Consider the following 23,509-nt stretch of genomic DNA (forward strand, 5'->3'; position numbering starts at 1 on the left):
GTGGGGAAAATAATATACGGAATGAAATGAAGAAAGAAGGAAGCACAGCGATGAAAAAGTTCATCAATGACGTTTCACAGGTCGAAAATGAAATGATCAAGGGCATGGTAAAGGCCTACCCTGAGTATCTGCGCCAGCTCCCGGGCGGCAATGTTGTCGTTCGTGCAAAGAAAAAAGAGGGCAAAGTTGCGCTTATCAGCGGCGGTGGCAGTGGGCACGAGCCTGCCCACGGCGGCTATGTCGGCACCGGCATGCTTGATGCTGCAGTGCCTGGCCCGGTCTTTACTTCACCGACACCAGACCAAATCTATGAGGGTATCAAGGCCATTGCCACCAACAAAGGCGTCCTGATGGTCGTAAAAAACTATACCGGCGATGTTATGAATTTTGAAATGGCCGAGGAAATGGCACAGGCAGACGGTATCTCTGTCAAGCACGTTGTCACCAATGACGATGTTGCCGTAAAGGACAGCCTCTTTACTGTAGGCCGCCGCGGTGTGGCTGGCACTGTTTTTGTGCACAAGATAGCCGGCGCTAAAGCAGAGGACGGCGGCACGCTTGACGAGGTACAGGAAACCGCACAAAAAGTGATTGATAATGTGCGCACGATGGGCGTCGCCATTTCCCCGTGCACCGTTCCGGCGGCGGGAAAGCCAGGCTTTGAGCTGCCCGAAAACGAGATGGAAGTCGGCATCGGCATTCACGGCGAGCCGGGCACGCACCGCGAGCCAATCAAAAAAGCGGACGAAATTGTCGACATTCTGTTAGACCATATTTTAGCTGACCTTGACTACACCAGACACGAGGTCGCCGTTATGGTCAATGGCTCTGGCGGCACTCCACTCATGGAGCTTTTCATTATCAACAATCATGTACATGATGTGCTGGAAAGCAAGGGCATCCATATTTACCGCACCTTTGTGGGCAACTTTATGACCTCTATCGAGATGCAGGGCTTCTCTCTGGCTCTCCTGCGCCTGGACGACGAGACAAAACAGCTGCTGGATGCCCCTGCGGACACACCGGCATTTAAAGTATAAAAGTTCATTTAAGAAAGGCAGAACATCATGGCAGACAGCAAACAAGTACTCAGTATTATACAGGCGATCGGTGAAAAAATCGAGAGCGAAAAAGATTATCTTACCGAATTGGACCAGCCCATCGGAGACAGCGACCACGGTATCAACATGGCCCGCGGTTTTGCCGCCGTCGAAAAAAAGCTGCCGACTTTGGCGGGAAAAGACATTGGATCTATTTTAAAAGCCGTTGGCATCACGCTGGTTTCCACGGTTGGCGGGGCTTCCGGTCCGCTGTACGGCACAGCCTTTATGCGCGCTGGCATGGCGGCGCCTGGCAAGCTGGAAATTGACATGGACGATTTTCTCAAAATGTTGGACGCCGCAGTGCAGGGCGTTGAGCAGCGCGGCCACTCCACAACCGAAGAGGCCACAATGATTGACGCCATGGTGCCCGCCTTAACGGCGATGCAGCAGGCCGCTGCCCAGGGTAAAGATGCAAAAACCGTCCTGGAGGCCGGCACAAAGGCTGCGTGGGCCGGCGTAGAGCATACCAAGGGACTGGTTGCCACCAAAGGTCGCGCAAGCTATATGGGCGAGCGCGGCATTGGCCACCAGGATCCCGGTGCCACCTCCTTTGCCTATGTTATGGAAACCATTTCCAGCAGTCTTGCATAAAGGAGGTACGGATTTTTGGTAGGAATTGTAATTGTATCGCACAGTGAAAATCTGGCGAAAAGCGTGGTCGAGCTGGCGCACATGATGGCGCCCACCGCCAAGTTTGCGCCTGCCGGTGGTCTGGAAGACGGCACGTTTGGTACCAGTTTTGAGCGTGTGCAGGCGGCCATTGAGTCAATCTGTTCCGACGACGGCGTCGTGGTGCTGATGGATATGGGCAGTGCCGTTATGACTACGGAAATGGTACTGGAAATGATGCCCGACAAAAAGGTTGTCATGGCCGACTGCCCGCTGGTCGAGGGCGCAGTCACTGCCGCAGCAGATGCCGCCGGCAATATGCCGCTTGAAAAGATCATGAAAGATTTGTCTTCGCTTTTCACAACGCACAAGTTTTAGTTGACCTACAGCCAATGAAAATAGAAAAAGGGCATTTTCCGCAAAACACGGAAAATGCCCTTTTTGTGCGCCGGGGAGAGAGGCGCTTTTTGTCAGTTGTGTCCGGCATAGGCGCTGCGCCGCGCAAAAACGGTCTGGTATGCTTTCAAGGCTACTTTGCACACAAAGTAGAGCATCAGCACCTCTACTGGCAGCAGCACCAAATTCTTTACAATGCGCAGCGGCAGAATCGCCACAAACGATTTGCCGTATACCATGGAGTTCCACAGGGTGTTCATCAGAATATTGCTGAAAACGGTGACAATACTTTTCGCCGCAATCACGCGCGGCAGACGCAGCGGCGTGTGATACAGCAGTACGCCGTACACACAGGCACTAAACATACCCGTGAGCATATAGGGCGGAAAAAAGACGCCAGTGGGGTGCATAAAGTACCCCAATACGTCACCGGCTGCGGCGGTCAGCATAGCCACGCTCGGGCCAAAGAGCATGCCGGTCACAGCGGTTGTCAAAAAGGAAAAGCTGATCCGCAGAAAGGGCAGCACGTCAATGCTCAGCCCGGCCAGAACGGTATGCAGTGCCAGCAGCAGGGCCGCAGTTACCAGTGCGGGCAGGCAGTGCAGTTCCGTGGCAGAGTCGCGGAACAGAGAGAAAAATTTACTTTTTTGCATAAAAATACCCCCAGGTTGCAGCGCGCAGAAAGGCACAGTCAGATGTACCCATCAGGTGCTGCATATCAGGAGGTATGCAGCAGCGGGATGCGAAAAACACACCGCAAGTGAAAAAGTCTCACTTTTCGTCCTGCCGACAACTCCCCGTTCGGCGGGCACTTTACGCGTGATTTCCTACTCTGCTTTGCTACAGTTTTTATTGAATAGGCATAGTATAATCCCAAAACAGGAAAAATGCAAGAGAAATAACGAATTTAATCATTTGTCGTAGGTATCCAAAAAGCTGTGCACTTGCCCGTTCTGCCGCCAACTAAGCACAGTATCTAGGTTAACCCCCTGTGCACTGCGGAAGATGTTGGTGTCTACTTGCGGGTTTTCGCGGCGCAGCGCAGCAATCAGCGCCTTTACCTCGGCACGTTTGCCGCCGCCGTTTGGCTTGTGTGCGCCCTCTTCAGTGAAGCGGCAGGCACACTGCAGAAACTGCAGGCTGTTGTAGTGCTTCCAGGCGATGATATCGCGCTCGCGCACGTAGTACAGCGGGCGAATCAGCTCCATACCGGCAAAGTTTTTGCTGTGTAGTTTGGGCATCATGGTGCGCATTTCGGCGCCGTACAGCATGCTCATGAGAATGGTCTCGATGACATCGTCAAAGTGGTGCCCCAGTGCAATCTTGTTGCATCCTAGTTCCTGCGCATAGCGGTACAGGTACCCGCGACGCATGCGTGCACACAGGTAGCAGGGCGACTTGGTGTCTTTGGCCGTCACCCGGAAAATGTCGCTTTCAAAAAGCTGTACCGGAATGTGCAGCAGCTCGCAGTTCTGCAGCAGCAGCGCACGGTTTTGTGCATTGTAGCCCGGGTCCATTGCCAAAAACTGCAGAGAAAACGGAACCTCCGTGTACTTCAGCAGGTGCTGCATACAGCAGGCCAGCAGCACGCTGTCTTTGCCTCCCGAAATGCAGACAGCAATTTTGTCCCCCGGGCGAATCATCTGGCAGTCCTTTACAGCGCCAATAAAGCGGTCCCAAATCGGTTTGCGGTATTTTTTGATGATGCTGCGCTCAACTTCCTGGTATTTCTCCATTGCAATTATCCTTACATCTTTCTATAATAAGTGTACCGCGCTTGTGCGGCAGTTCTATTGTAGCTTTTTTGGCGCGGCAGTGCAACTTTTGTGCGGCGAAGAAGCAGGAAAGAGGAATACAGAATGTTTTTGGGCACACATCTTTCCGCCTCAGGCGGATTTTTGCACATGGGTAAAGAGGCGCTCTCCATTGGCGCCGATACATTTCAGTTTTTCACACGCAATCCGCGCGGCGGCAAAGCCAAGGCGCTCGACCCGGCCGATGCGGCCGCGCTGTGCAGCTTGTTGCAGGAACACCATTTTGGGCCGATTGTCGCACACGCACCCTATACCATGAACGCCTGCGCCGCCAAGCCGGAGGTGCGCGATTTTGCCATGCGTGCCATGAAAGACGACCTTGCACGCATGGAGTACCTGCCGGGGAACTACTATAATTTTCACCCCGGCAGCCACGTGGGGCAGGGGACAGAGACCGGCATACACAAGATTACTGAGCTGCTTAATGCTGTGCTGACCCCGCAGCTGCACACAACCGTGCTGCTAGAGACCATGGCGGGCAAGGGAACCGAAGTTGGCCGCAGCTTTGAGGAGCTGCGCGCCATTTTAGACGGCACCGAGCTTTCCGACAAAATGGGCGTTTGTCTGGATACCTGCCATGTGTACGATGCCGGCTATGACATTGTAAATGACCTTGACGGCGTATTGGAAAGCTTTGACCGCGTCATTGGCCTCAAGCGCCTTAAAGCAATTCATTTGAATGACAGCAAGAATCCTTATGCAAGCCATAAGGACCGCCATGCGTCTGTAGGAGAGGGCAGCATCGGCTTCCCTGCATTGGTGAGCGTGCTGCAGCATCCGGCGCTGCGCGGGCTCCCCTTCATTTTGGAAACACCGCAGGACCTTGCCGGACATGGCAGAGAAATTGCTCGGCTGCGCGCACAGCTGCATACGCAGGCGTGAAAACTTTCATATTTTCCTTTACAAATTGTCGGTTCGTTGTATACTGAAAGAGGTTCGTTTAGCTTGTGAAAGAGGGATGGGTATGATAAAAATTCATCAGAAACGCCTAAAAGTGGTTACGGAAAATATGAAGCGCGAGGGCCTGCCGCAGATATTGGTTTCTTCCACAGCCTCGGTTTATTATTTGACCGGCCTGTGGGTAGAGCCGATGGAGCGCCTGCTTGTGCTCTATATCCGTGAAGACGGCGAGTGCGCAATGTTTGGCAACGCGCTGTTTGGTCTTACGCCCGGCGGGGACGCGCCGCTTTACGTACATACAGACGCGGACGACCCGCTCAAAGACTTAATCAAGGTTGTACGCCCGGGAGTACTGGGAATTGATAAAACATGGAGCAGCAACCATCTGCTCAGCCTGATGCAACAGCGTCCGGATGTTGCTCCGCGAGTAGGCAGTGCCCCAGTGGACGAAGCGCGCATGCACAAAGATGAAGAAGAAATTGCGGCACTGCGCAGTGCTTCTCTGATCAATGACGAGGTCATGCAGGCTTCCCTTGCTGCGGTCAAAGAGGGCGCCGCCGAAAAGGAAATGGCTGCCTTTGTTGAGCACCAGTTCGCCCTGCATGGCGCTGACCGCTCCACCGAGGGAATGATTACCTCCTTTGGTGCCAACTGTGCCGACCCGCACCATTCCCCTGACAACACCTTAGTTAAGCGCGGTGACTCTATGGTGTTTGATATTTACATTCCCATTCAGCGCTATTGGTGCGATATGACCCGCACCGCGTTTTTTAAAGAAGTGAGCGAAGAAGACCGCAAAATCTATGAAACGGTGCGGCAGGCAAATCTTGCCGCCGAAGCTATGATTCGCCCGGGCGTTAGAATGTGCGACATTGACCATACCGCCCGGCAGATTATTGAAGATGCCGGTTATGGTCCCTACTTTACCCATCGCTTGGGCCATGGCCTTGGTATTGACTGCCACGAGCCGCCGGACAATGGCGCCGCTTGCCAGCTGAAAGCTGAGCCGGGCATGGTGTTTTCCGTGGAGCCGGGCATTTACTTGCCCGGTAAAATGGGTGTGCGCATTGAAGATTTGGTTTTGGTTACGCCCACAGGCTGTGAGGTACTGAATCACTATAATAAAGATTTGCAGATCCTCTGCCGCTAAGTGCAGCAGACAGCAAAAAACAGGGTTTCCGTTTTGTGCGGAAGCCCTGTTTTTTAGTACGAAGGGTTACAGAATTTTACTGGGAAAATGCGGCCGCAAATTTTCTATTTGGTTTTATCTGTAAAAGAGGAACTGCACTGCCAGCGGGGCAGCCAAGCAGGCTGCAAGGTCGCCTGCCAGTGCTGCGGGCAGGGTGTGACGTGTTTTATGTACACCGATACTGCCGTAATAGACGGCAATACAGTAGAAAGCAGTTTCGGTGCTGCCGGAAAGTACCGAGGCAACGCGCCCTGTGTAGCTGTCCGCACCGTACTGCTCAAAAATCTGCGTTAAAATTGCCGTCGAGCCGCTGCCGGAAACGGGCTTCATCAGCACCAGCGGCGCCACAGCAGGCGGCAGACCCAAAAGGTTCGTCAGGGGAGACAGCGCCTTTGCCAGCAGGTCCAGTGCACCAGAGGCCTGCAGCATGGCGACGCCGGTGATCAGGCCGATGAGCGTCGGCAGAATGTCAATACTGGTTTTTAGTCCTTGTTTTGCCCCCGTGAGGAATGCGTCAAAGACCGGCACCTTTCGGAAAAGGCAGAAAACAACAATCCCCACCGCAGCTGCCGGTAAAATCAGCGTACCAAGTTTATCCACAAAAGCGCCTTTCCAGCAGCTTTGCCGCGGTTACAGCGGCGAGCAGTCCGCAGACCGAGGTGACCCACACTGCAGGCAGAATATCAAACGGCTGCGCTGCACCGTATTTGCCGCGCAGCGTCGCCAGAAATGTAGGTACCAGCTGCAGCGAGGCGGTGTTGAGCACTACAAACAGCACCATGGCGTTGTCGGCGGTGCCATCGGGCGCGGTGCTTTCTTTTTTTAGCTCCTGCATAGCGGCCAGTCCCAGCGGCGTTGCGGCGTTGCCCAGCCCCAGCAGATTGGCGGTGATATTCATGCACATGGCGCCAAAAGCGCCGCCATGCTTGTTCTTGGGAAACAGACGCCCCAACACAGGCGAGAGCACCTTTGCCAAAAGGCGGGTCAGCCCGCCCGTTTGGGCCGCATGCAGCAGGCCGGTCCAAAAACACATCATGCCCAGAGTGGAAAAACATAATTTTACTGCAGTGGAAGTTCCATACAATATTGACTCTGTCAATTTATCGACACGCCCTGTGCAGATTGCACAAGCAAAACTGAGTATCAACATGCCTGCCCAAATGAAATTAAGCGTTTTTACCACCTCTTTACTCATGTATACTGCAAAAAAAATGAATTATTCGAAAATTTTTTAAAAAAATGAATTGTAAATATTGACTTCTTTTGTCGAATCGACTACTATTATGAAATGAGGGCATTACATTCTTAACATTTATTGTCTTTTACAACAGAAAGGAAGTCAACTAATGAAATCTACGGGGATTATGCGTAAGGTCGACGAGCTTGGCCGCATTGTTCTGCCAAAGGAACTGCGGAAAGCCCTCGATATTAAAGAGAAAGATCCGCTGGAAATTTTCGTGGGCGAAAGCGGAGAAATTATCCTGCGCAAATATCAGCCTGCCTGCATTTTCTGCAACGGCATGGATGGCATTATCACCTATAAGGGCCATAATGTCTGCCGCCACTGCATGGAAAAGCTTGCCCGCCGCCTTGCGGAGGACGACGACTAATTTTATTAGCCGCAGCTTTTTGCGGGGGCTGTCAGGGCTAGGCAGTTTCTGCAGAAAGCAGGAACCAACAAAAACCTCAAAAAGGGCCACTGTTCCGTTTTTTTAAGACGGACAGCGGTCCCTTTTTATGCTGTTTTGTGCTTCAGTGGTCACCACGTGTCAGGTTTTCCGCGTAGCTGCGCATACTTTCAAAGGAATTTACACGAAACGCGCGGGTGCTCATCTGCTCGCGCACCGGCGGGGGCAGCTCCTCAAAGTAAGCCTTGGCCTGCGGCTCTTCCCTCATCAGTGTAAACATGTCGCGGTACGTTTTGTTTTGCTGTTCCATATTTGTCACCTCTGCCAGTAGTGTTTCCGCCCACAGGGAAAATATGAAAGGTTCAGCTGGAAAGTACAGAAAAATAAGCAGCCTGCCGCAGGAATTTCCCGCAGCAGGCTGCTCTATAGAAAATTGAAATTATTTCTTTTTCTTGTTTTTCTTTGCAGTGCTCTCAGCTGTGGTCAGTGTTTTCTGCGGCGCTGCCGGTTTCACCATCGCTTTTGGTGCTTCCTTGACAACGGGGAAAGAGGACTTCACGGCCGGTGTTTCTTTAGCTGCTGCAGGTTTTGCGGCGGTTTTTGGCGCTTCTTCGGTGGCTGTGGGCTTTGCAGCCGGCACAGTTTTTGGTGTTGCAGCAACTGTTGGTGCAGCGGCCTTTTTCGCAGCGGATTTGTGAGCAGTGGAGCGGCGGGCGCGCTTTGCTGCCGGCGCCTTTTTCTCTGGCTTGTCCTCAGGCAGAGCAGAGAACTTCCATTCCTGGTTTTCACCGTCTACTTTTTCCCAAATCTGCAGGTGTGCGCCGATTTCGCTGGAAATGCCGACTACGTCGACACAGCGGCCGCTTGCCTTGGAAACAATCTTGTAGTACCCCACCGAGGCAGGCTCCAGAGTCCACAGCTGGGTGTCTGTGTCGCAGGCAGCCCACTGGTGCAGCCAGCTGCCGTTTTCGGTGCCGCCGTCCACAATATCCAAGTAGCGGTTGGTTGCGGTATTTAAAATACGGCAGTAACCATTAGCGGCGGGGGTCACTTTCCAAACCTGCTCTGCTGCTTTCTGGTCAGGGGTTTCCATTGTCAGCAGGGCGCCGTCATCTGCATTGCGGTCCTCTACACTCATTGCATTGCCGCTTTGGCGGGAAAGAATTAGATAAGAACTGCTGCGGGAAGTAAACTTTTCAGTTGCGGTCTTTTTTGCTGCCATAAACGTAAACGCTCCTTTTTCCAGATGATAATTCTACAAAAACAATATTTTCTCTATCTCTCTGTTTACAAATTCTGTAAAGCTTAATGTAATTATAGCATCAATCGAATTGAAGTCAACATTCGCACGGAAAAACGGCGATTTAATGGCAATCGCTAAAGAAGAGGGGGCGCTTTTTGTTGCAATTTTCATCGATATCCGCTATCATAGCTAAAGCAGCAGCCACAAAAATCGGGCGGGCTGCGTTTCTTTCACCTTTTTTAAAAAACCTAGGGGGCACAAAATGAAAGACAGGGGCTTTGTGCAAGTTGTCGTTTCCAAAAAAGCAGAGGCGTCCGTAGTAAACGGACACCCGTGGATTTATGATACAGAAGTAACACCCATTGGCGCGGTGCCGCAGGATGGCGCCTTAACCGATGTTCTTTCACAGAAAGGGCGCTTTTTGGGTACAGGCTTTTACAACAGTCACAGCAAAATTCGCGTACGGCTGATTTCCCGCAACGCCAACGATACTTTTGACCAGGCGTTTTTCACCCGCCGTGTGCAGTATGCGTGGCAGTACCGCAAGACCGTTATGGGGCCAGATACCGACTGCTGCCGCGTAATTTTCGGCGAAGCGGACCAGTTTCCAGGCCTTACAGTAGACCGTTTTCACAATATATTGGTCGCCCAAACACTTTCTTTAGGGATCGAGCGCATAAAGCCTATGGTGTTTCATGCGCTGTACCAGGTGCTTACTCAGGACGGCCAGCAGATTGACGGCATTTACGAGCGCAATGATGTCGCTATCCGCGAGCTTGAGGGAATGCAGCAGGGGAAGGGCTTTTTTTCGCTGCCGGGTGTTCCCCTGCCCCAAAGCACCAAAACTGAGATTACCGAAAATGGCATTCGGTATATCGTCGATTTTGAAAACGGACAGAAAACCGGCTTCTTTTTAGACCAGAAGTACAACCGCCGCGCGGTGGCCCGTTTGGCAAAGGGCCGGCATGTACTGGACTGCTTCACGCACACCGGTTCGTTTGCCCTAAACGCCGCAAAGGGCGGCGCCGCGCATGTGCACGCGGTGGATATTAGCGCCGATGCTGTAGCTATGACCAATGAAAATATCCGTCGCAACGGAATGCAGAACGTGGTCGACTGTGAAGAGGCCAATGTCTTTGACCTGCTGCCTACGCTGCAGCCAAAACAATACGATTTTATTATCTTAGACCCGCCTGCTTTTACAAAAAGCAGGCGCACTGTGCACTCTGCTGCGCGCGGCTATAAGGAAATCAATCTGCGCGCCATGCGGCTTCTGCCGCGCGGGGGTTACCTTGCCACCTGCTCTTGTTCACACTTTATGACCGATGAGTTGTTTCGTAAAATGCTGCACGATGCTGCCGCGGACGCGGGCGTTTCTCTGCGTCAGATTGAGGCGCGCCAGCAGGCACCGGACCACCCGTTTTTGTGGAACGTGCCAGAAACCGACTACTTAAAATTCTATTTGTTTCAGGTCGTATAATCATCTATTTATCATACAGAATCAGAAAGTGCTGTATATCGTCATGATGTCCTTTTGCGCCAGAGGCCGTTAGGCCAAGTTTCGCAGCTTGAGTACGATTTGTGTATGAATACAATTAATAAAATGCAGGAGGAAGCCATGAACACACTCAGCTTTTGGAGCAGCTTTTCGCAGAGCGCCTTGACATTTCTGCCAAAGTTTTTAGAGGCCGCTATTGTCTTTGCCGTGGGCTGGTGGCTGAGCAGTCTTGTCCGCCGCCTTTGCAAAAAAGCCCTGCAGCGGGCAGACCGTGGCACTGCTGTGGCTTCATTTCTTTCGTCTGCTGCTTCGGTGGCAATCAGGGTCTTGGCAGGCATTATGGCGCTGTCATCGCTGGGACTAAATACCAGCGTCATTGTGGGTGCGCTCAGCGCTCTGGGCCTAGGCGTCAGCCTTGCTATGAAAGATAATATGGCAAATGTCGCCTGCGGCCTACAGATGCTTTTTACCAAGCCGTTTCACGCCGGCGATTATATTGCGGCAGAGGGGGTAGAGGGCACGGTCGAGCGCATGGAGCTGATGTTTACCACGCTGCGTACTTATGACAATAAAGAAGTCGTCTTTCCGAATGCGCGCCTGTGCAGCAGTATTGTCACCAACTACACCGCCATGGAAAAGCGCCGTGTAGACTTGGAATTTGGTATCAGCTATGACGATGACTTAAAAGGCGCCAAAGAGCTGCTGCGTCAGGTTGCGACAAACGACAAGCGGGTGCTGCCTGAGCCGGCGCCGCTGGTGGCGGTCAGCAAACACGGTGACAGTGCCCTGCTGCTCACCATGCACCTGTGGTGTAAAACAGAGCAGTACTGGGACGTCTACTATGCTATGCAGGAAAAAGTTAAGCTTGCCTTTGATGAAAACGACTACCATATTCCGTTCCCGCAGGTAGATGTGCATACCCAGCCGGACGTGCCGGTAAAGCTTGCAAAGGCAGACGCCGCCGGAAAAGATTAAGTACAAAAAAGCCTCTTGCCGTGTTTTGCGGCAGGGGGCTTTTCAACTGCCTGCAATGGAATCTTTTTGGTACTGAAAATTTTATAATTTTATATCAGAATAGTATTTACAGGATTTTGCTGCATGGTTACTTCGCCAGAGCCGACCGCTTTCCTGCCGGCAGGCGGTATCCGCACAACGTGCTGCTATTCGCCATAGATGCCCTGCACGGTTACTTCGCCGGAGCCAACCGCTTCCGTACTGCCGCCGGGCAGCTGTACCAGCAATTCCCCTGCCGGGGTAATGCCGCAGGCGGTGCCGGTCTTTTTCTGCTGTCCACGAAAATAGGAGACCTGCCGGCCAAGAGAAACGCACAGCCGCGTGTAGCTTTCCGGCAGGGAGCCGCTTTCCAGAAGCGGCTCCATTTTTTCGAGGATGCGCTGCAGCACAACACAGCGGGTGCAGGTCCTGCCGGTTTCCAGCAGCAGAGAAGTTGCCCGCACGGCGAGTTCCGGCGGAAAAGCAGAGTTGCCTACGTTGATGCCGATACCCACAGCTGCCCAGGTACAGCCGCTTGGGTCTGTGCCCGCTTCACATAAAATGCCGCAGACTTTCCGGCTGCCGATGACCACGTCGTTTGGCCACTTGATGTGCGCGTCCGTGCCAAAAGATTCCCGCAGCGCCGTACAGACGGCCAGACCCGCAAGCAGCGGTGCGTTTGTCACAGGGTTTGGTAGGTGGCGCCCACGCAGCAGTACTGTAAAGTACAGACCGCCGCCCTGCGGGCTGTGCCAGCTGCGGCCCAGCCGCCCTTTGCCGCCGGTCTGTCGTTCAGCGGTCACGGTGGTGCCATCCGGTGCGCCGGCGCGCGCCATTCGTTTGATTTCTTCATTGGTAGAGCCTGTTTCTGCCAGACAGTACAAATTTTTTCCGAGTGTGTTTGTGTGCAGTCCCCGCAAAACAGCGGGGGCATTCAGCGCCGCTTCCTGCTGCATATATTCTGTCTCCTTTTTGTTCTTTTTATTATCTTAAACGCAAAATACGAAAACGGCAAGCCCTCGCTGCGGTGTGAAAGAAAAAGCAAAAAAACAGGTTGTTTCTATGCCAATGGAATGCTATACTAATATTATATGCGTACGCCTGAAAGGAGCGGTAAAAATGGATGTTCGCCCCGGCGATGTTCTGCTGATGAAAAAGCCGCATCCCTGCGGCTGCAGTACCTTTCTGGTTTTGCGGGCCGGCATGGATTTTAAAATTCGCTGTACCCGCTGCGGACACGAAATTATGCTGCCGCGGCGCAAATGCGAAAAGAATATCCGAAAAATCACACGCCCCACAGCAGAAAAGCAGCCCCACAGTTGAAAGGATTTTGTACCTTTCAGACAGCAGGGCTGTTTTTCCGTCGGTCCGCTGTACCTGTTTCCAAAGGAGTAAATCGCATTTATGTTTGAAAACCTTGAAGTCTTTTCCAGACGGCTGGAAGAATTAAATGTCCGCCTGTGCGAGCCGGCCACGGCGTCGGACCCGGCGCTTTATGCGCAGCTGATGAAAGAATACGGCGAGCTTGAGCCGCTGGTTGTGCACTACCGGCAGTACTGTGCTGCCGAAAAAGACCGCAGCGAGGCACAGGAGATTTTAGCCGACAGTGCTAGCCGCGACCTGCACGGCTTGGCGCAGCAGCAGCTTAAAGAGGCCGAGCAAAAGCTTGTACAGCTGACCGAGAAAATTAAGATTCTGCTGCTGCCCAAAGACCCCAACGACGACAAAAATGTAATCGTCGAAATCCGTGGCGGTGCGGGTGGGGAAGAGGCAGCCCTGTTTTCGGCTGTTCTGTACCGTATGTACACCATGTATGTACAAAACCGCGGCTGGCAGACCGAGCTTTTAAATGTCAATGAAACTGAACTTGGCGGCTATAAAGAAATCAGCTTTATGGTTACCGGCGCAGGCGCGTGGTCACGCCTCAAGTACGAAAGCGGCGTGCACCGCGTGCAGCGCGTGCCCGAAACTGAGGCGCAGGGCCGCATTCATACCTCCACTGCCACAGTTGCTGTTCTGCCCGAGGCAGACGAGGTAGAGGTGCAGATTGACCCCAAAGACCTGCAGATTGATACGTACCGCTCTAGTGGCGCGGGTGGCCAGCATATTAACAAAACCAGCTCTGCCATCCGCATTACGCATCTGCCTACCGGTTTGGTGGTTGAGTGCCAGGATGAACGCAGTCAGTACAAGAATAAAGACAAAGCAATGCGGGTGCTGCGCAGCCGCCTGCTGCACATGGAGCAGCAGAAGCACGACGACGCCATTGCTTCCGAGCGCCGCAGCCAAGTGGGCAGCGGCGACCGCAGCGAGCGCATCCGTACCTACAACTACCCACAGGGGCGCGTCACCGACCACCGTATCGGCTTAACGATATACCGGCTGGAAGATGTGCTTAACGGCGCGCTGGACCAAATCATCGACCCGCTCATTGCGGCGGACCGTGCCCAGCAGATGAAACAGACAATGAATGATGAATCAGACTGACAGAAAAGAGGGGGTTCCTTTGCAGACAGAATCCTTAAAAACAGATGATGCCGGCTTTGCTCGCGCAGCAGAAATCCTGCAGCACGGTGGTTTGGTCGGCATGCCTACAGAGACGGTCTATGGTCTTGCGGCAGATGCCAAAAATAGCGAAGCAGTAAAAAAGATCTTCGCGGCAAAAGGCCGCCCAGCGGACAATCCGCTGATTGTGCATATCGCGAAGTTTGAGCAGATTTACGGCCTGGTGGCACAGGTACCGCCGGCGGCAAAAAAACTGGCAGAGGCCTTTTGGCCCGGCCCCATGACCATGGTCCTGCCCAAAGCCGACTGCATTCCCGATGTCGTAAGCGCGGGTATGCCCACGGTTGCTATACGGTTTCCATCCCACCCGGCGGCACAGCGGCTGATTATGGAAAGCGGGCTGCCGCTTGCGGCACCCTCGGCCAACACCTCTGGCAGGCCCAGCCCCACCACTGCGCAGCATGTGCTGCACGACTTAGGCGGCAAAATTGACGCCGTACTGGATGGCGGCCCCTGCGGGGTTGGTGTTGAAAGCACGGTCATTACTCTGGCCTCAGACCCGCCACGCCTTTTGCGTCCGGGCGGCATTACGCTGGAGCAGCTGCGTGCTGTTTTGGGCCGGGTTGATATGGACGACGCTGTGCTGCATCCGCTGAAGCCCGGCGTACGCGCCGCTTCTCCTGGTATGAAGTATAAACACTATTCTCCTAAGGCAGACGTGATTATTCTGGATGGCACCGACAAACAGTACGCCGATTACGTCAATGAACACGCCGCCGTGGGAGTTATGGCACTGTGCTATGACGGCGACGACAAAAATCTACGGGTGCCTGCCATCTGCTACGGCGGCCGTTCAGACGATGCTGCCAAGGCACACGAACTGTTTGATGCCCTGCGCTCCTTTGATGAGCGCGGCGCCAAAACGGTCTATGCCCGCTGCCCGGCACCAAAAGGCGTAGGCCTCGCCGTTTACAACCGCTTGATTCGTGCTGCCGGCTTTGAGGTGATTCATCTTGGCTAGCTTTGTCATCGGCCTGACCGGCCCCACCGGCGCCGGAAAGTCAACATGGACGGCTGCTTTCCGTGCACTGGGCTGTGCGGTCATTGACTGTGATGCGCTGGCAAAAACAGTCACCGAAAGTCCTGCAGTGCAGCAAAAGCTGCAAGGTGAGTTCGGTACAGATATTTTACAGAATGGTATTTTAAACCGCCGGCTGCTAGCGGCGCGTGCTTTTGCGGATGCTGCTTCTGTGCAGCGGCTGAATGCCATTACCCACCCGGCCATCGGTGCCGAGATTGCCCGGGAAATGCGGCTGTACGAAAAGCAGAATGTGCGGGCGGTCGTTATCGACGCCCCACTGCTTTTTGAGGGCGGCCTTGAAAAACTCTGCCGGGTCACAGCGGCGGTGCTGGCCCCGCGGCAGGTGCGCCTGGCGCGCATAGAAAAGCGCGATGGCATTACCCCAAAAGAGGCAGAGCGCCGTATGGCTTCGCAGCATGATGATGCCTTTTTTCGGCAGCACGCCGATTGTATTTTAGACGGTGCTTTGCCGCAGGCGGACATTCCCGCCCGTGCACAGGTGCAGCTGGGTCTTTGGCTTGGTGAAAACGTATGAACAGCACAAAAAATACAAAAAAAAGAGAGAAGGCCCACCGCAGGCACAGCTTTGTTGTGCTGCGCAACCGTGCTCTGCTGCTTTTGCCGCTTGTTGTGATTGTCGTGCTGGTGGTTTACTTTTCTGCCGGCTCTCTGCAGCACGCCAAAAGGCGATTTGATTCCTCTGTGTACCCGCGTACCTACGCGGCTTATGTGGAAAAAGAGTCTGCTGCCTATCACCTGGAACCCTCCATGGTCTACGCCGTCATCAAGCAGGAAAGCAACTTTGACCCCAAGTGTGTGTCGCGGGCGGGTGCCATCGGCCTAATGCAGCTTATGCCGGATACATTTTCCTGGCTGATACAAAACGACAGCAGCAGTGTCGCTTCGCAGAAAACGTATACCGACGAAGATCTGTATGACCCGCAGATAAACATTCATTACGGCTGCAAGTACCTCTCAATTTTGTTTAAAACCTATTCTGACAAGTCCACAGCCCTTGCCGCCTACAACGCCGGCATGGGCAACGTGAGCGGATGGCTCAAGGACAAGTCGCTCTCTGCCGATGGCAAAACCCTGAGTCAGATTCCTTTCCCCGAAACCAGTGCCTACACCAAGCTTGTCATGCAGAATTACGCAGCCTATAAAAAGCTTTATGATACAGACAGTACCCGGAATGAGATTTCGCTCTCATCCGTTTCAGATTCATCAAAAAAATGATAGGAGGATTTACTACAGTGGCAAAAAAGAATGAAAAACAGTCCGCAAAAGAACTGGCCGAGCAGCTTTTGGTCAACCGTAAAAACGGCTTTTTCTCAGTCAGTGATGCAAGAGTAAAAAAGGCAGATACCTTTTGTGAGGGGTATAAAGCCTTTCTGCAAAATGCAAAAACCGAGCGCGAGGCCGTCATTGCCGCACTGAAAATTGCGCAGGACGCTGGCTTTACCGCGTATGACCCTGCCAAGACCTATCAGGCGGGCGACCGTGTCTATGTAAATAACCGCGGCAAGTCCCTGATGCTGACAACCTTTGGTACAGAAGGCTGCAAAAACGGTGTGCGCATTGAGGCTGCCCATATCGACTGCCCACGGCTGGATTTAAAACCCCATCCGCTTTTTGAGCAGGACGACTTGGCCCAGCTCAAAACCCATTATTATGGCGGCATTAAAAAGTACCAGTGGACCACAATTCCGCTGGCTATGCACGGCCGCATCTGCCGCAAAGATGGCACAACTGTAGATATAAGCCTCGGCGAAAAGCCCGGCGATCCGCTGTTTACCATCAGCGATTTGCTGCCGCATCTTGCCCGCGAGCAGGAAGCTAAGGCAATGAGTAAAGCCATTGAGGGCGAGAAGCTGAATGTCCTGGTCGGCAGCCGCCCAGTACGCGATGAAGAGGGCAAGAACCTATTTAAGCTCAACACCATGCGCCTGCTCAATGAACAATTCGGTATTACCGAGGAAGATTTCGTTTCTGCTGATATTGCTTTTGTTCCGGCATACCACCCCTGTGATATCGGCTTTGACCGCTCCCTGGTTGGTGCCTATGGTCAGGACGACCGCTCCTGCGCCTATGCTGAGCTGATGGCTGCAGTCAAGGTAAAGAACCCAGCCCAGACCAATATCACTATTTTTGCCGATCGTGAAGAAATCGGCAGCATGGGCAACACCGGCATGCAATCACACTTCCTGTATGATTTTGTAGAGGACCTTGCCGAGGCAGAGGGCACCAAAGCGCGCTATGTCTTTGCAAAATCCCGCTGCTTGTCTGCAGATGTCACTGCGGCGTTTGACCCGAACTACGCCGATGTGTACGAAGCAAACAACGCGACTTACTTAAATAACGGCGTTGGTGTCTGCAAATACACCGGTGCTGCCGGAAAGTATGATACCAGCGACGCACGTGCGGAGTTCGTTTCCGAGATCCGACGCCTGTTTGACAAAAACGAGGTTCTCTGGCAGATTGGTGAAATGGGCAAAATCGATGCCGGCGGCGGCGGAACAGTTGCCATGTATATTGCCAACCTTAATGTAGACGTTATCGATGTTGGCGTGCCGGTCCTTTCCATGCACTCTCCATTTGAGGTTGTCAGCAAGTTGGATGAGTACATGACCTATCAGGCTATGAAAGTATTTTTTGAAGCGGAATAAAAAAGATACGGAAAAAACCAAAGCGGCCGCGGGCCGCTCTGTACAAAAAAGCTTGTACAGGAAGCTGGAGGGATAGACTGATGCAGAGTTTCGAGTTTCATTGCCCCACGGAAGTCCTCTTTGGAAAAGAGGCAGAGCTGAAAACCGCGGAGGAGATTCAAAAGTACGGCGGCAGCCGTGTCTTTCTTCTCTATGGTGGCGGCAGTGCGGTGCGCAGCGGGCTTACCGGCCGCATTGCCAAGGAACTGGTCAACAAGGGCCTTGCCTATGAAATGATGGGCGGGGTGCAGCCAAACCCCCGGGTCGCCTTTGTACGCGAAGCTGCCAAGCGCGCTGTCGCCTTTGGCGCGGATTTTCTGCTGGCAGTGGGCGGCGGCAGCGTCATTGACACTGCCAAAGCAGTCGCGGTGAGTTTAAAGGATCCGCAGAGCGACATTTGGGATATCTGGTGCAAAAAGGTACCTGCTGCAGGCGCTCTGCCGGTGGGTGTGGTACTGACCCTGCCGGCTTCCGGCAGCGAGACCAGCGACTCTGCGGTTTTGACAGACGAAACGACTAAGTGCAAGCGTGGCCTCAGTGCAGATTTTAACCGCCCCCGTTTCGCGGTGCTTAATCCGGAGCTCACCTACACGCTTCCATCGTTTCAGCTTTCCTGTGGCATTACTGATATGCTGATGCACACGCTTGACCGCTACTTTACTGTGGACCACAATAACCAATTGACCGACGAACTGGCCGAGGCTGTTATGCGGGTCATTATCCGCAACGGCCAGGTGGCCCACCGCAACCCGCACGACTATGATGCCATGAGTGAGCTGATGTGGTGCGGCAGCATTTCACACAACGGCCTTACGGGTCTTGGCAATGAAAAAGACTTTTCTGTGCATCAGCTGGGGCACGAGTTGAGCGCGATGTTTGATGTTGCGCACGGCGCCAGCCTTTCTGCAGTGTGGGATTCCTGGGCCAATTATGTTATGTCCAGCGGCATGCCGCGTTTTGCCCGCTATGCCCAAAATGTATGGGGCGTACATAGCGGTACAGAAGAACAGAAAGCGCGCGCCGGCGTGGCGCTTACCGTACGTTTCTTCCGCTTTTTAGGTATGCCTACCTGTTTTTCTGAGCTGACCGGCGTTGGTATCCAGCCGGAGAAAACGCTGCACCAGCTTGCAGAAAACTGCATGTATGGCGGCCAGCGCACCGTGGGTACGTTTTGCAAGCTGGATGTTCCGGCGGCTTACGATATTTACAACAGCGCAAATTATTAAATCCAATACATAGAAAAAGGCCGCTGCACTTTTTTGGTGCAGCGGCCTTTTGTAACGTTTGTTTTATTTTACAGCAGTTCGCCATAGCGGCGTACATATAGGTTCTTTGCAAAGGTTGCCAGCAGCATGTAGCATACCACTACTAAGATAAGCCAGGCAAAGTAAACGGCCGGCAGCTGCGTAAAGCCAAGCAGTGCACTCAGCGGGGTGTAGGGCAGCAGCGTGACCACCGCAATGCCTGCGGCTGTCATCAGCATGACTGGGCGGGAAGCGCGGCTCTGTACAAACGGAATTTTCGGTGTGCGAATCATGTGAATCACTGAGGTCTGGGTCCACATCGACTCGACGAACCACCCGGTCTGGAATACAGAAACAAACAGCGTTTTCACAGCCGGGTCGGTAATGGCGCGGTAGGTCTGCCCGCCGCATACAGCTGGGCAGAGGATAAAGTACAGAATGCAGTACGTCGCAATATCAAAGACCGAGCTGGTCGGTCCCATCCAGGCCATAAAGCGCCCGATTGACGAAGCATCCCATTTGCGCGGCTTTGCCAAAAACTCTTTGTCAACATTATCCCACGGCAGAGAGATGCAGGTGATGTCATACAACAGGTTTAGAAGCAGCAGGTGCACCGCTCGCATGGGCAGAAACGGCAGGAAAGCGCTTGCCACCAGTACCGAAAAAATGTTGCCAAAGTTGGAGGAAGAGGACATTTTAATGTACTTGATCATATTGCCGTAGGTTTTGCGGCCCTCTAAAATGCCCTGTTTTAAAATCATCAGGTCTTTTTCCAGCAGGATAACGTGGGCACTCTCTTTTGCAATATCGACAGCGGTATCTACTGAAATACCTACATCAGAAGCTTTCATAGCTGCGGCGTCATTAATACCGTCACCCATGTAGCCGACCGTGTGTCCGTCTTCCCGCAAAAGACGCACAATGCGTGCCTTTTGCGTGGGGGTCAGCTTTGCAAAGACAGAGGTGGCCTCGGCGCGCTTTTTCAACTCATCGTCAGACATCTGCTCAATCTGCTCGCCCAGCAGAATCTTGTCAGTGGGAATGCCTACCTTGCGGCAGACACAGCAGGTGACCCGGTCGTTGTCGCCGGTAAGCACCTTTACGCTGACGCCATACTTCTGCAGCGCGGCGACTGCCGCGCGCGCAGTTTCTTTGGGCGGGTCCAAAAAGGCTAGGTAGCCGATTAAGACCATGCTGCTCTCGTCCTTTACGGAAAACGCGCCGACAGGGGAGGGATTGGTTTTTTGCGCGACAGCAATGACTCGCAGGCCGGCGGCGTTTAGTTCGCCAATTTTGCTGCGTACGACCGCTTTCATATCCTCAGTCAGCGGCACCACTTTGCCTTCATACTCGGCAAAAGAGGAAACGCTCAACATTTCCTCTACAGCGCCCTTTGTAATCATCTGTGTTTTGCCGTTTTTGTCCGCGACCACCACGCTCATGCGGCGGCGGTCAAAGTCAAAGGGAATTTCGTCTACTTTTGTGTAGTTTTTTGCAATTCCCTGCAGCACTGGGGTGTTGCCCTCCAGCTCGCGGGTACGGTCGATAATCGCCAAGTCCATCAGGTTTTTCAGCCCGGTCTGGTAGTAGCTGTTTAAAAAGCCATGGCGCAGCACACGCGGGTCTTCCTGCCCCTGCAAATTGAGGTTGTACTCCAGGGCAACTTTGTCCTGGGTCAGGGTGCCGGTCTTATCTGTGCAGAGAATATCCATCGAGCCTAAATCCTGTATGGAATTTAGATTCTTAATAATGACTTTCTTTTTCGACATGGCCATGGCGCCGCTTGCCAGGCAGGTAGTCACCAGCATTGGCAGCATTTCGGGGGTCAGGCCCACTGCCACTGAGATTGCAAACAGCAGAGCACTCATCCAGTCGCCTTTGGTAAAGCCATTGATAAACAGCACGATAGGCACCATCACCAGCATAAAGCGAATGAGGACCCACGACACGGAGTCAATGCCTTTTTCAAAGCTGGTCTTGGGCGGCTTTGCGGCGAGCTCCTTTGCCATGCTGCCCAGCATGGTCTGGTTGCCCACGGCGCACACCACACCGCGCGCCGCGCCGCTGATGACGGTGGTGCCCATCAGGGCGGCGTTTGGGTTTTCAGTAATGGATTGGCTGCCAGTGGTCTGGCACACGTATTTTTCCACTGGCTCGCTTTCGCCGGTCAGGGCAGACTGGCTGACAAACAGGTCTTTCGCAACGATAATGCGCATGTCGGCTGGAATCATGTCGCCGGCGCTCAGATGCACAATGTCGCCCACAGCCACTTCGTCCAGTGGGATTTCCTGCCGGCCGTTTTCCACACGCTCGACGCAGGTGGTTGTACGAATCATTTCAGAGAGCTTTTCGGCGGCGCCGCCGCTGCGGGTTTCCTGTACAAAGCGAATAATACCGGAAAGCAGAATAATACTCAGAATAATAATCACCGTGGCCGGGTTTTTCTGGCTGGCCGGTGGAATTACGATATCCGTAAAAACAGACACAATTACCAGCAGAATCAAAATGCCAGTAAACGGGTCAGCAAATGATTTTAAGACACGCAGCAGCAGTGGTGTCTTTTTGCCATGCGTAACTACGTTGGTGCCAAATTCATCGCGGGCCTGCTCCGCCTGCTCTTCTGTCAGGCCGCGGTCGGTGGTGTGCAGCTGGCGGCAGGCTTCTTCCGGGGTCTGCTGTACAGCGGCAGTGAGCCGCTCATTAACCGAGTGCACCTTTGTTGCGGCGGTGCGGGGCTCTAATTTCTTTTTCATAGGTCTGTACCTCCATTTCTTGCTTACTGTAGAACTAACTGCATGGAAGTACGACACGTCGGGTTGGGGCAAAAAACAGTGTTACTGTTTTAAAAAGTGCGTGCAGAAGAACAGGCCGCGGGAAAAGGGCCTGTTCTCTGCGGTACTTCGCCCGCCAGGTTTTGTGCCGCCATTACTTCCTGCGTCCATTCTTCTCACCTCACAATTTTGCTCTGTTATTATCAGAATAATCCGTCATCGGTACACTGGTGCACAGCAGAATAAAAAAACCATGCAAATGCCCAAAGCACCTGCATGGGAAAGAGAACACAGCCATTTTCCGCACCGATGTTTGAGCTTTAGCTTTACAGGGCGGTGAAACTGCATTATGTTATACCTTGTTGTCGATATAACCTGTTCAGACCTTCTCATAGTGTCTCCACCACTCCGCGGCAGCAGCCCGTATCCCTGTAGGAGCCTCACCTACCAGATATCGAATCCGTTTTTAATTATAGGCAAATCAAGCGCTTTGTCAACACTTTTTGCGAAAAAGCGAAGAAAAAAGCAAAAAAGTGCGTTTATCGCCCAAAAGCGCAGCAAAAAGCGGGCAGAGCGCTGTTTGCGCATTTGCCCGCAGATTTGTAGAAATTTTATTTTTTCCTGCTGCTCTTACTTCTGTGCAGCGGTGATAATTGCCATCTTGTACACTTCTTCGGCGTTGCAGCCGCGGGAAAGGTCGTTGATTGGGGCATTCAGGCCGGCCAGAATCGGGCCCATTGCCTCAAATCCACCCAGGCGCTGCACCATCTTGTAGGCGATGTTGCCGGCGTTGATATCCGGGAAGATATAGACATTTGCTTTGCCTGCTACTTTAGAGCCGGGCGCTTTCAGTGCGGCCACTTCCGGCACAACAGCGGCATCGAACTGCAGCTCGCCATCCGCGGGGAAGTCCGGGTTGGTTGCCAGCAGCTTTTCGGTGGCTGTGCGCATTTTGTCAACACTTTCGCCTTTGCCGGAGCCTTTGGTGCTGTAAGAAAGAATGGCGACCTTCGGGTCAATGCCAAAAAGACGGGCGGTTTCGGCGGTGCCCTGTGCAATTTCGACCAGTTGGTCTGCATCCGGGTCAATGTTGATAGCGCAGTCGCCCATGGCGTAGGCTTCTTCTCCGCCTTTTCCGTCAGGACGGTCCAGAACGAAGCAGCTGCTTACAATCTTGTGGCCGGGCTTGCATTTAATCAGCTGCAGCGCCGGGCGCACGGTATCGGCAGTAGAGTAGGTGGCGCCGCCCAGCAGGGCATCGGCATAACCCATCTTTACCAGCATGGTGCCGAAGTAGTTGGACTTTTTCAGGTTTGCGCGGCAGGTGGGCTCGTCCATTTTGCCGCGGCGCAGCTCGACCATCTTAGCAACCATTTTTTCAAAATCGGGGAATGTATCAATGTCAATGATCTCAATGCCGTCAATATCCAGCCCGGCGCCCTTTGCGGCGGCCTTTACATCGGCCTCTTTGCCGACCAGCAGGGGAGTGAGGAAGCCGTCTTTTTTCAGCCGGCTGGCTGCGGTCAGGATTCGGACATCGGTGCCCTCTGTAAATACGAGTTTGCGGGGATTTGCTTTTAGGGTCTCAATCATTTTTTCAAGCATGTATCGTTTCGTCCTTCCATATAATATGTATTATCTGGCCTGAAAGAATCAGGCGGTAAACGAATTTGATTCTTTCCATATTATACACCCTGCATCAAATAAAACAAAGAGAAAAGAGTTAAATTTTGTGAAAAATTGCGATGATTATTTGTGTATTCTACTAAAATACTAGTGGAAAACCAGCACATCTCCCCAAGAAAGGGTCGGACCTGTGTGCCTTTGCAA

The 23,509-nt window shown here is 53.1% G+C and carries 24 protein-coding genes and 2 riboswitches; of the genes, 15 read left to right on the forward strand and 9 right to left on the reverse strand.

The features are described from left to right. Nucleotides 1-50: 50 nt before the first annotated feature. From dhaK to dhaM, 3 genes are read left to right on the forward strand one after another with little or no spacing between them, the layout of a single operon-like run. Nucleotides 51-1,040, forward strand: coding sequence for a dihydroxyacetone kinase subunit DhaK (gene dhaK, locus LKE53_03180; protein MCH3971763.1), 990 nt, complete (start codon nt 51-53; stop codon nt 1,038-1,040). A gap of 27 nt (nt 1,041-1,067) precedes the next feature. Continuing rightward, nucleotides 1,068-1,694: a dihydroxyacetone kinase subunit L gene (dhaL, locus tag LKE53_03185; protein MCH3971764.1), complete on the forward strand. Its 627-nt coding sequence runs from the start codon at nt 1,068-1,070 to the stop codon at nt 1,692-1,694. A 15-nt stretch (nt 1,695-1,709) separates the two neighbouring features. Then, nucleotides 1,710-2,090, forward strand: coding sequence for a PTS-dependent dihydroxyacetone kinase phosphotransferase subunit DhaM (gene dhaM / locus LKE53_03190; protein MCH3971765.1), 381 nt, complete (start codon nt 1,710-1,712; stop codon nt 2,088-2,090). A 92-nt stretch (nt 2,091-2,182) separates the two neighbouring features. Here dhaM and LKE53_03195 read toward each other — a convergent pair whose 3' ends face one another. Together LKE53_03195 and LKE53_03200 are read right to left on the reverse strand one after the other, a co-directional pair. Further along, on the reverse strand, nt 2,183-2,761 hold the full coding sequence (locus tag LKE53_03195; GenBank protein ID MCH3971766.1) for a folate family ECF transporter S component: 579 nt from the start codon (nt 2,759-2,761) through the stop codon (nt 2,183-2,185). 78 nt (nt 2,762-2,839) lie between these two features. Then, nucleotides 2,840-2,945, reverse strand: a riboswitch (THF riboswitch). 74 nt (nt 2,946-3,019) lie between these two features. After that, nucleotides 3,020-3,844: a tRNA 2-thiocytidine biosynthesis TtcA family protein gene (locus LKE53_03200; GenBank protein MCH3971767.1), complete on the reverse strand. Its 825-nt coding sequence runs from the start codon at nt 3,842-3,844 to the stop codon at nt 3,020-3,022. 168 nt (nt 3,845-4,012) lie between these two features. On the opposite strand from LKE53_03200, the gene LKE53_03205 reads away from it, so the two are divergent. Continuing rightward, the gene (locus tag LKE53_03205; GenBank protein ID MCH3971768.1) at nt 4,013-4,804 is read left to right on the forward strand and encodes a deoxyribonuclease IV; all 792 of its coding nucleotides are present in this window, start codon (nt 4,013-4,015) and stop codon (nt 4,802-4,804) included. Between the two features lie 82 nt (nt 4,805-4,886). Next, nucleotides 4,887-5,972, forward strand: coding sequence for a Xaa-Pro peptidase family protein (locus LKE53_03210; GenBank protein ID MCH3971769.1), 1,086 nt, complete (start codon nt 4,887-4,889; stop codon nt 5,970-5,972). Between the two features lie 114 nt (nt 5,973-6,086). Here LKE53_03210 and LKE53_03215 read toward each other — a convergent pair whose 3' ends face one another. Both LKE53_03215 and LKE53_03220 read right to left on the reverse strand, forming a co-directional pair. Then, nucleotides 6,087-6,611 carry a spore maturation protein gene (locus LKE53_03215; GenBank protein ID MCH3971770.1) on the reverse strand — a complete coding sequence of 175 codons (525 nt, stop codon included), beginning with the start codon at nt 6,609-6,611 and terminating at the stop codon, nt 6,087-6,089. Continuing rightward, a complete protein-coding gene (locus tag LKE53_03220) occupies nt 6,604-7,110 on the reverse strand; it encodes a spore maturation protein A (protein MCH3971771.1) in 507 nt (168 codons plus the stop codon). Before LKE53_03220 ends, LKE53_03215 begins: the two co-directional genes overlap by 8 nt. Before the next feature lie 247 nt (nt 7,111-7,357). Between LKE53_03220 and LKE53_03225 the strand changes: the two genes are divergently transcribed. Continuing rightward, complete coding sequence (locus LKE53_03225) at nt 7,358-7,621, forward strand: AbrB/MazE/SpoVT family DNA-binding domain-containing protein (GenBank protein ID MCH3971772.1); 264 nt, start codon at nt 7,358-7,360, stop codon at nt 7,619-7,621. Between the two features lie 142 nt (nt 7,622-7,763). Here the strand turns inward: LKE53_03225 and LKE53_03230 are convergent, their stop codons facing one another. Together LKE53_03230 and LKE53_03235 are read right to left on the reverse strand one after the other, a co-directional pair. Then, the gene (locus tag LKE53_03230) at nt 7,764-7,949 is read right to left on the reverse strand and encodes a hypothetical protein (GenBank protein MCH3971773.1); all 186 of its coding nucleotides are present in this window, start codon (nt 7,947-7,949) and stop codon (nt 7,764-7,766) included. A gap of 129 nt (nt 7,950-8,078) precedes the next feature. After that, nucleotides 8,079-8,861 carry an RICIN domain-containing protein gene (locus LKE53_03235; protein MCH3971774.1) on the reverse strand — a complete coding sequence of 261 codons (783 nt, stop codon included), beginning with the start codon at nt 8,859-8,861 and terminating at the stop codon, nt 8,079-8,081. A gap of 283 nt (nt 8,862-9,144) precedes the next feature. Between LKE53_03235 and LKE53_03240 the strand changes: the two genes are divergently transcribed. Together LKE53_03240 and LKE53_03245 are read left to right on the forward strand one after the other, a co-directional pair. After that, entirely contained in the window at nt 9,145-10,362 is a 1,218-nt protein-coding gene (locus LKE53_03240; protein MCH3971775.1) for a class I SAM-dependent rRNA methyltransferase, read from the forward strand. A 138-nt stretch (nt 10,363-10,500) separates the two neighbouring features. Further along, the gene (locus LKE53_03245; protein ID MCH3971776.1) at nt 10,501-11,355 is read left to right on the forward strand and encodes a mechanosensitive ion channel family protein; all 855 of its coding nucleotides are present in this window, start codon (nt 10,501-10,503) and stop codon (nt 11,353-11,355) included. Between the two features lie 185 nt (nt 11,356-11,540). On the opposite strand, the gene LKE53_03250 is transcribed toward LKE53_03245, so the two are convergent. Next, nucleotides 11,541-12,329: a biotin--[acetyl-CoA-carboxylase] ligase gene (locus LKE53_03250; protein ID MCH3971777.1), complete on the reverse strand. Its 789-nt coding sequence runs from the start codon at nt 12,327-12,329 to the stop codon at nt 11,541-11,543. A 163-nt stretch (nt 12,330-12,492) separates the two neighbouring features. On the opposite strand from LKE53_03250, the gene LKE53_03255 reads away from it, so the two are divergent. From LKE53_03255 to LKE53_03285, 7 genes are all read left to right on the forward strand, one after another. Further along, on the forward strand, nt 12,493-12,696 hold the full coding sequence (locus tag LKE53_03255) for a DUF951 domain-containing protein (GenBank protein MCH3971778.1): 204 nt from the start codon (nt 12,493-12,495) through the stop codon (nt 12,694-12,696). An 81-nt stretch (nt 12,697-12,777) separates the two neighbouring features. After that, the gene (prfA, locus tag LKE53_03260; GenBank protein MCH3971779.1) at nt 12,778-13,860 is read left to right on the forward strand and encodes a peptide chain release factor 1; all 1,083 of its coding nucleotides are present in this window, start codon (nt 12,778-12,780) and stop codon (nt 13,858-13,860) included. A gap of 19 nt (nt 13,861-13,879) precedes the next feature. After that, the gene (locus LKE53_03265; GenBank protein MCH3971780.1) at nt 13,880-14,899 is read left to right on the forward strand and encodes a threonylcarbamoyl-AMP synthase; all 1,020 of its coding nucleotides are present in this window, start codon (nt 13,880-13,882) and stop codon (nt 14,897-14,899) included. After that, nucleotides 14,892-15,494 carry a dephospho-CoA kinase gene (coaE, locus tag LKE53_03270; protein ID MCH3971781.1) on the forward strand — a complete coding sequence of 201 codons (603 nt, stop codon included), beginning with the start codon at nt 14,892-14,894 and terminating at the stop codon, nt 15,492-15,494. The genes LKE53_03265 and coaE overlap by 8 nt, the downstream gene beginning before the upstream one ends. Then, nucleotides 15,491-16,195 carry a lytic transglycosylase domain-containing protein gene (locus LKE53_03275; GenBank protein ID MCH3971782.1) on the forward strand — a complete coding sequence of 235 codons (705 nt, stop codon included), beginning with the start codon at nt 15,491-15,493 and terminating at the stop codon, nt 16,193-16,195. The genes coaE and LKE53_03275 overlap by 4 nt, the downstream gene beginning before the upstream one ends. A 17-nt stretch (nt 16,196-16,212) precedes the next feature. After that, nucleotides 16,213-17,625, forward strand: a complete 1,413-nt coding sequence (locus LKE53_03280) for an aminopeptidase (protein ID MCH3971783.1) — start codon at nt 16,213-16,215, stop codon at nt 17,623-17,625. An 80-nt stretch (nt 17,626-17,705) separates the two neighbouring features. Continuing rightward, nucleotides 17,706-18,890, forward strand: coding sequence for an iron-containing alcohol dehydrogenase (locus LKE53_03285; GenBank protein MCH3971784.1), 1,185 nt, complete (start codon nt 17,706-17,708; stop codon nt 18,888-18,890). A 68-nt stretch (nt 18,891-18,958) separates the two neighbouring features. On the opposite strand, the gene mgtA is transcribed toward LKE53_03285, so the two are convergent. Together mgtA and pta are read right to left on the reverse strand one after the other, a co-directional pair. Continuing rightward, nucleotides 18,959-21,661 (reverse strand): magnesium-translocating P-type ATPase, encoded by a 2,703-nt coding sequence (mgtA, locus tag LKE53_03290; GenBank protein MCH3971785.1) that lies wholly within the window; start codon nt 21,659-21,661, stop codon nt 18,959-18,961. Between the two features lie 317 nt (nt 21,662-21,978). Then, nucleotides 21,979-22,138: riboswitch (M-box (ykoK) riboswitch) on the reverse strand. Between the two features lie 171 nt (nt 22,139-22,309). Next, nucleotides 22,310-23,284 (reverse strand): phosphate acetyltransferase, encoded by a 975-nt coding sequence (pta, locus tag LKE53_03295; protein ID MCH3971786.1) that lies wholly within the window; start codon nt 23,282-23,284, stop codon nt 22,310-22,312. Nucleotides 23,285-23,509: the final 225 nt, after the last annotated feature.

The organism is Oscillospiraceae bacterium (genome assembly GCA_022483045.1).
Taxonomy (GTDB): domain Bacteria; phylum Bacillota; class Clostridia; order Oscillospirales; family Acutalibacteraceae; genus Caproicibacterium.